Source organism: Curtobacterium sp. HSID17257, assembly GCF_003989515.1.
Taxonomy (GTDB): domain Bacteria; phylum Actinomycetota; class Actinomycetes; order Actinomycetales; family Microbacteriaceae; genus Curtobacterium.
Genome location: NZ_RBLU01000150.1, coordinates 1 through 6,332, shown reverse-complemented (window position 1 = coordinate 6,332; position 6,332 = coordinate 1). Strand labels below are relative to the sequence as shown.

The window sequence follows — 6,332 nt, the reverse complement described above, 5'->3', positions numbered from 1 at the left end:
GCCGACGAGCCACGCCGTGCTGACGAGCGCGCCGCTCGCGGCTGCGAGCAGCGTCACGACCAGCCAGATCGCCGGCAGGGGCCAGCGGTGCGCCGTCGCGCCGGTGACCAGGGCGAGCGCGACACCGGCGACGAGCAGCGGAAGCCAGGCGATCCCGCCGGTCCGGGCGCCCGAGTGCGCCGCCGCGGCGACGAGCAGCAGGGACGCCAGCGAGAGGAGCCGGGCCAGCGCGGGCGTCGCACGGACACGGTCGCGGACGCCACGGAGCACGGCCCGATCGTACCGGGCCGTGCTCCGTGGGGGTCGTGCGGGGGAGGCGCTCAGAGGGGCTTCGTGCCGAGGTCGCCGCCGAGGTCTGGACGCTCGGTGTCGTCGTCGTGCTCCCACAGGTCGGGCGAGCCCTCGCGGGGGGCGCCACCGGTGGGGCCGTCGTCCGAGCCGTCGCCCGGCTGGGGCTCGACGGTCTCACCGGCGACGGCGTCGTTCGTGACGGTCTCGAGGGACTCCTCGGACTCGTCGACCTGGTACGGGCCCACGTGCTCGCGGTCCACGTCGTCGTTACGGCGCTCCTGGGCGTCGAAGTCGTCGACGGGGCTGATGCCGGGGTCGCTCATGGTGCAGTCCTTCCGTGGAGGGTCGGGCTCCGGAGCGGGTCACCGGGGCCGTCGGGCCTTCCTGTGTACGCCGTCCGCCTGACCGGTCGACCGGTCGGTGTCGTCCGGTCTGCGGTCGTCCGGTCTGCGCACACCGCGCCCGGTTTCGCGTCCCGTTCACCTGCAGGTCACCTGCGGGCCACGATCGCGGGTCACACTCGCCGTGCTCGGGGGAGTGGAGCGCGGTCGCCGACGGGTGGTCGAGCGACCGCGCCTTCCCCGCCCCGAGTCGCGACGCCGTCGCGTCAGACGCGCTCGAGCAGGTTCCGCTCCTCGACGTCGGCGAGTCCGAGGGTCTTGTACCCGGCGGACTCGAAGAACACCGTCAACCGGTCGTCCTCCATGCTCATCACCGTTCCCCGACCCCACTGCGCGTGCTCGACGGGCGACTCCGGCGGCCAGGCGTCGTCGTTCGCGCCGTCGGCACCGTGCGCATCGTCGTCGTACGCCGTCCCCACCGTGCACGTGTCGCAGTTGCCGCAGGGCTCGGCGAGCTCGTCGCCGAAGTAGCCGAGCAGGAACTGCCGGCGGCAGCCCGAGGTCTCGGCGAACCGGCGCATCATCGCGATCCGGGACTCCTCGATCTCCTCGCGCTCCTTCGCCTGCGCCTTGGCGAGGTCGGCGGCGGCCTGCGCGTCGGTCGGTCCGCCGGCGCGACGCCGGAGGCCGTCCTCGCCGTCGTCCAGCGCACCGGCGTCGACCAGGGCGTTGGCGGCGCGGCCCGCCGTGCGTGCGGCGAGCCCGGAGCGCTCGGCGAGCTCGGAACGGGCCACCGAGCCCTCGGCCGGGACGGCGTCGAACACGGCGCGCAGGGTCGCCGGTCGCGGCGAACCGGACGCGAAGAAGCGACGGAGCCCGAGGTCCTCCGCGCGGTAGTGCATGGTGGCGAGCCCGACGTCGCCGTCCCGTCCGGCGCGTCCGACCTCCTGGTAGTAGGCGTCGACCGACTCGGGGACGTCGGCGTGCACGACGAAGCGGACGTCCGGCTTGTCGATGCCCATGCCGAACGCGCTGGTGGCGACGACGACGTCGAGCTCGCCGTCGAGGAACTCGTGGTGGACCCGTTCGCGGTCCCGGACGCGGAGCCCCGCGTGGTACGCCTTCGCCCGACGGCCGCTCTCGACGAGCTCGTCCGCGTACACCAGGGTCTCGGCACGGGTGGCGACGTAGACGATGCCGACCCCCTCGAGCCCGACGACCTGCTCCACGACGGCCTCGCGCTTCGACTCGTCGTCGGCGTGCCGGACGACCTCGAAGCGCAGGTTCGGCCGGTCGAACCCGGTGGCGACGACGAACGGGTCCCGCATGCCGAGCCGCTCGACGATCTCCGTGCGGACCGGCGTCGACCCGGTCGCGGTCATCGCGAGCACCGGCGGCCGCCCGAGGCGCTCGATGACCTCGCCGAGGACCAGGTAGTCCGGCCGGAAGTCGTGGCCCCAGCTCGACACGCAGTGTGCCTCGTCGACGGTGACCAGTGCGACGCCGACCTCACGGAGGCGGTCGACGACCTCGTCCTTCGCCAGCTGCTCCGGCGCCAGGAACACGTAGCGTGCCTCGCCCGAGGCGACGGCGTCCCAGGCCTCCTCGAGCTGGCGGGCGCCGCGGGTGGCGTTGATCGTGACGGCCCGGGGCGCGTCCGGGTGGTCCTCGATGCCGACGACCTGGTCCTCCTGCAGGGCGACGAGCGGGGAGACGACCACCACCGGGCCCTCCAGGGCGAGCGCGGCGACCTGGTAGATCGCGGACTTCCCACTGCCGGTGGGCATGAGCGCCAGGGCGTCGCGACCGCCGAGGACGGCGTCGACGACCTGTTCCTGCTCGGGGTGGAGGTCCCAGCCGAAGACGTCGGCGGCGCGGGTACGGAGTTCCTTCTGCACCCGTCGACCGTGCCCCGAGCCGCCTGGCCGACCATCCGGCGACTGCGTCCCCCGGCCACCGGGAGTGCGAGGGACGCGACGGGGGCGGGGCGTGCCTCCCGGCTGACGCGTCGACGTCCTCGTGACCGACGCCCGGACGGACGTGCTCGCCGTCCATGTGGCGGCGCTAGGGTGGTCGCGGCCGTTGTCTCGACATCGAGCGACCCTCGACGTTGAGTGCGCGACCCGATGACCGATGCCGATCGCACGAACCGTGCGGGAAGAAGAACAGCGTGGATCTTTTCGAGTACCAGGCCAGGGACCTCTTCGAGTCCTACGGCGTCCCTGTGCTGCAGGGCATCACCGCCGACACCCCTGAGGAGGCGAAGGCAGCGGCCGAGCAGATCGGCGGCGTGGTCGTCGTCAAGGCCCAGGTGAAGGTCGGCGGCCGCGGCAAGGCCGGCGGCGTCAAGGTCGCGAAGACCCCGGACGAGGCGTACGAGCACGCGCAGGCGATCCTCGGTCTCGACATCAAGGGCCACACCGTCCAGCGCGTGATGGTCGCGCAGGGTGCCGACATCGCCGAGGAGTTCTACTTCTCCGTGCTGCTCGACCGCGCGAACCGCTCCTACCTGTCGCTCGTCAGCGTCGAGGGCGGCATGGAGATCGAGCAGCTCGCGGTCGAGAAGCCCGAGGCGCTCGCCCGCGTCGAGGTGAACCCCCTGACCGGGATCAACAAGGAAGCCGCGCTCGACATCGCCCGGCAGGCGAGCTTCCCAGCAGAACTGCATGACCAGGTCGCCGACGTCTTCGTGAAGCTCTACGACGTGTTCGCGGGCGAGGACGCCACCCTGGTCGAGGTGAACCCGCTCGTCCGCACCGGCGACGGCCAGATCCTGGCCCTCGACGGCAAGGTCTCGCTCGACGAGAACGCCGACTTCCGCCACGACGCGCACAAGCAGCTCGAGGACACCGCCAGCGAGGACCCGCTCGAGGCCAAGGCGAAGGCCCACGGCCTCAACTACGTCAAGCTCGACGGCCAGGTCGGCGTCATCGGCAACGGCGCCGGGCTCGTCATGTCGACGCTCGACGTCGTCGCCTACGCCGGTGAACGTCACGGCGGCGTGAAGCCCGCGAACTTCCTCGACATCGGCGGCGGCGCCTCGGCCGAGGTCATGGCGAACGGCCTCGACGTCATCCTCGGCGACCCGCAGGTGAAGAGCGTCTTCGTGAACGTCTTCGGCGGCATCACCGCCTGCGACGCCGTCGCGAACGGCATCGTCGCCGCGCTCGGCATCCTCGGCGACGCGGCGACCAAGCCGCTCGTCGTGCGCCTCGACGGCAACAACGTGGACGAGGGTCGCCGGATCCTGGCGGAGGCGGCGCACCCGCTCGTCACCGTCGCCGAGACCATGGACGATGCGGCCGAGCAGGCCGCCGAGCTCGCCGCGGCCGCGGCGTAAGGAGCACCAGAGCAATGTCGATCTTCCTCAACAAGGACTCGAAGGTCATCGTCCAGGGCATCACCGGCGGCGAGGGCACCAAGCACACCGCGCTCATGCTCAAGGCCGGCACGCAGGTCGTCGGCGGCGTGAACGCCCGCAAGGCCGGCACCACCGTGACGCACGGCGACGTCGAGCTGCCCGTGTTCGGCTCGGTGCGCGAGGCCATCGACACCACCGGCGCCGACGTCTCGATCGTCTTCGTCCCGCCGGCGTTCGCGAAGGACGCGGTCATGGAGGCCATCGACGCCGAGATCCCGCTCGTCGTCGTCATCACCGAGGGCATCCCCGTGCAGGACTCCGCGGCGTTCTGGGCGCACGCGAAGGCCCTCGGCGGGAAGACCCGCATCATCGGCCCGAACTGCCCCGGCATCATCACCCCCGGGGAGTCGCTCGTCGGCATCACCCCGGCGACGATCACCGGCAAGGGCCCGATCGGTCTCGTGTCGAAGTCCGGCACCCTGACCTACCAGATGATGTACGAGCTGCGTGACCTGGGCTTCTCGACCGCCATCGGCATCGGCGGCGACCCGGTCATCGGCACGACGCACATCGACGCGCTCGCCGCGTTCGAGGCCGACCCCGAGACCGAGGCCATCGTGATGATCGGTGAGATCGGTGGCGACGCCGAGGAGCGTGCGGCCGACTACATCAAGGCGCACGTCACGAAGCCGGTCGTCGGCTACGTGGCGGGCTTCACCGCGCCGGAGGGCAAGACGATGGGCCACGCCGGCGCCATCGTGTCCGGTTCGGCCGGCACCGCCGAGGCGAAGAAGCAGGCGCTCGAGGCCGCGGGCGTGAAGGTCGGCAAGACGCCGTCCGAGACGGCCGCGCTGCTGCGCGAGGTGGTCGCCGCCGCGACGGCGTAGCGGTCCGCTCCACCCGACGGACGGGAGGCACGGTGCCGGTCGGCACCGTGCCTCCCGTCCTGCTGTGGACGGTCGGTCAGTCTCCACAGGTGCCGCGCGGCTCGCTCGGCGACCGTGGGACGGCACGTACCCTGACCACGATGAACCGCCTGGGAACCGCACTGCTGGCCGCCGTCGAGGCGATCGTGACGGTCGGCGTGGGCGTCGGGATCGCCCTCGTGCCGCTGACCCTGCTCTGGGGCTTCGAGTACGGGCTGCAGATCGACTGGGACGTCTTCTGGAAGGCCGCGGGCAGCGTCTGGCTCGTCGGCCACGGCGTCGACGTGACCTTCCGGCTCGGCAGCGACGTCGCCGGGGCCTCCGGGGTCGACGGGGCGGCGGACCCCATCCACGTGACGCTCGCAGCCCTCGGCTTCGCGGTCGTGACCGCCTGGCTCGGCGGGCGCGCCGGCCGCCGGTTCGCGGAGACCGAGCACCGGACGACCGGGCTGCTGGTCGGCACCGCCGCTGTCGCGTTGTTCGGCCTCGCGGTCGCGCTCTCGTCGACCTCGGCGGCCTCGGACCCCGTGGTGTGGCAGGCCGTCGTGCTGCCCGCGCTCTGGTTCGCGGTCCCCGCCCTGGTGACGAGCGAGGTGTGCCGGGTCCGTCGTGGACTGCCGGCCGACCCGCTCACACGACGGGTGCTCGACCAGGTCGACCGGATCCCCGCGCTGTGGCGGACCGTCGCCGGCTTCGCGCTCCGGTCCGGCACCGCGGTGACCGCCGTGGTGGTCGCCGCCGCGGGCATCGTCGTCGCGTTCCTGCTCGTCACCTCGTTCGCCGAGGTCATCGCGCTGTACGAGCGCTCCCACGCCGGCGTGGTCGGGGGCATCGCGCTCACCGTGGGGCAGCTCGCGCTCCTGCCCGACTTCGTGGGCTGGGCGGTCGCGTGGCTGGTCGGTCCGGGCTTCGCCATCGGCACCGGGTCGAGCGTCTCGCCGATCGGTACGTCGCTCGGGCCGATCCCCGGTGTCCCGGTGTTCGGCGCGCTGCCGGCGTCCGGGCACACCTTCGGACTGCTCGGGGTGCTCGTGCCCGTCGTCGCCGGGTTCGTGGTCGGCGGCCTCATGCGCCCCGCGCTCGTCCGTGCCCTGGGCAACGAGGACACCCCGCTCCGCCGCGCGCTCGCGGGCGTCGCCACCGGTGTCGTGGCGGGGGTGCTGACCGGGGTCGCCACGGGCCTGACCTCGGGCTCGCTCGGCCCCGGTCGGCTCGCCGAGGCCGGGCCGAACGGACTGCTCGTCGGACTCTTCGCGGCGCTCGAGGTCGGGCTGCCCGCCGCGGTCGCACTGGCCGTCGGGAGCGACCTGGTGCGCATGCCCGAGCGGTCGTGGGGTCGTGAGCGCTGGGTCGAGGCCGAGGACGCCGCTGCCGAGGGCGCCGCTGCCGAGGACGCCGCTGCCGACGACGCTG

General features: G+C 72.9%; 6 protein-coding genes. 3 read left to right on the top strand and 3 right to left on the bottom strand.

Going from position 1 to position 6,332, the window contains the following annotated elements; genetic code table 11:
* The 3 genes from D8M35_RS15010 to D8M35_RS15000 form a co-directional block, all read right to left on the bottom strand.
* Nucleotides 1-270, bottom strand: a 270-nt coding sequence (locus tag D8M35_RS15010) for a hypothetical protein (protein ID WP_202976573.1), incomplete at its 3' end; no start/stop codon positions are given.
* Nucleotides 271-320: 50 nt separating this feature from the next.
* Complete coding sequence (locus D8M35_RS15005) at nucleotides 321-614, bottom strand: hypothetical protein (protein ID WP_126892561.1); 294 nt, start codon at nucleotides 612-614, stop codon at nucleotides 321-323.
* Nucleotides 615-898: 284 nt separating this feature from the next.
* Nucleotides 899-2,530, bottom strand: coding sequence for an ATP-dependent DNA helicase RecQ (locus D8M35_RS15000; protein ID WP_126892560.1), 1,632 nt, complete (start codon nucleotides 2,528-2,530; stop codon nucleotides 899-901).
* A 272-nt stretch (nucleotides 2,531-2,802) separates the two neighbouring features.
* On the opposite strand from D8M35_RS15000, the gene sucC reads away from it, so the two are divergent.
* From sucC to D8M35_RS14985, 3 genes are all read left to right on the top strand, one after another.
* Entirely contained in the window at nucleotides 2,803-3,972 is a 1,170-nt protein-coding gene (gene sucC / locus D8M35_RS14995) for an ADP-forming succinate--CoA ligase subunit beta (protein ID WP_126892559.1), read from the top strand.
* 14 nt (nucleotides 3,973-3,986) lie between these two features.
* Nucleotides 3,987-4,880, top strand: a complete 894-nt coding sequence (sucD, locus tag D8M35_RS14990; protein ID WP_126892558.1) for a succinate--CoA ligase subunit alpha — start codon at nucleotides 3,987-3,989, stop codon at nucleotides 4,878-4,880.
* A 140-nt stretch (nucleotides 4,881-5,020) separates the two neighbouring features.
* Nucleotides 5,021-6,332 (top strand): DUF6350 family protein (locus D8M35_RS14985; RefSeq protein ID WP_126892557.1); only part of this gene is annotated, 1,312 nt, incomplete at its 3' end.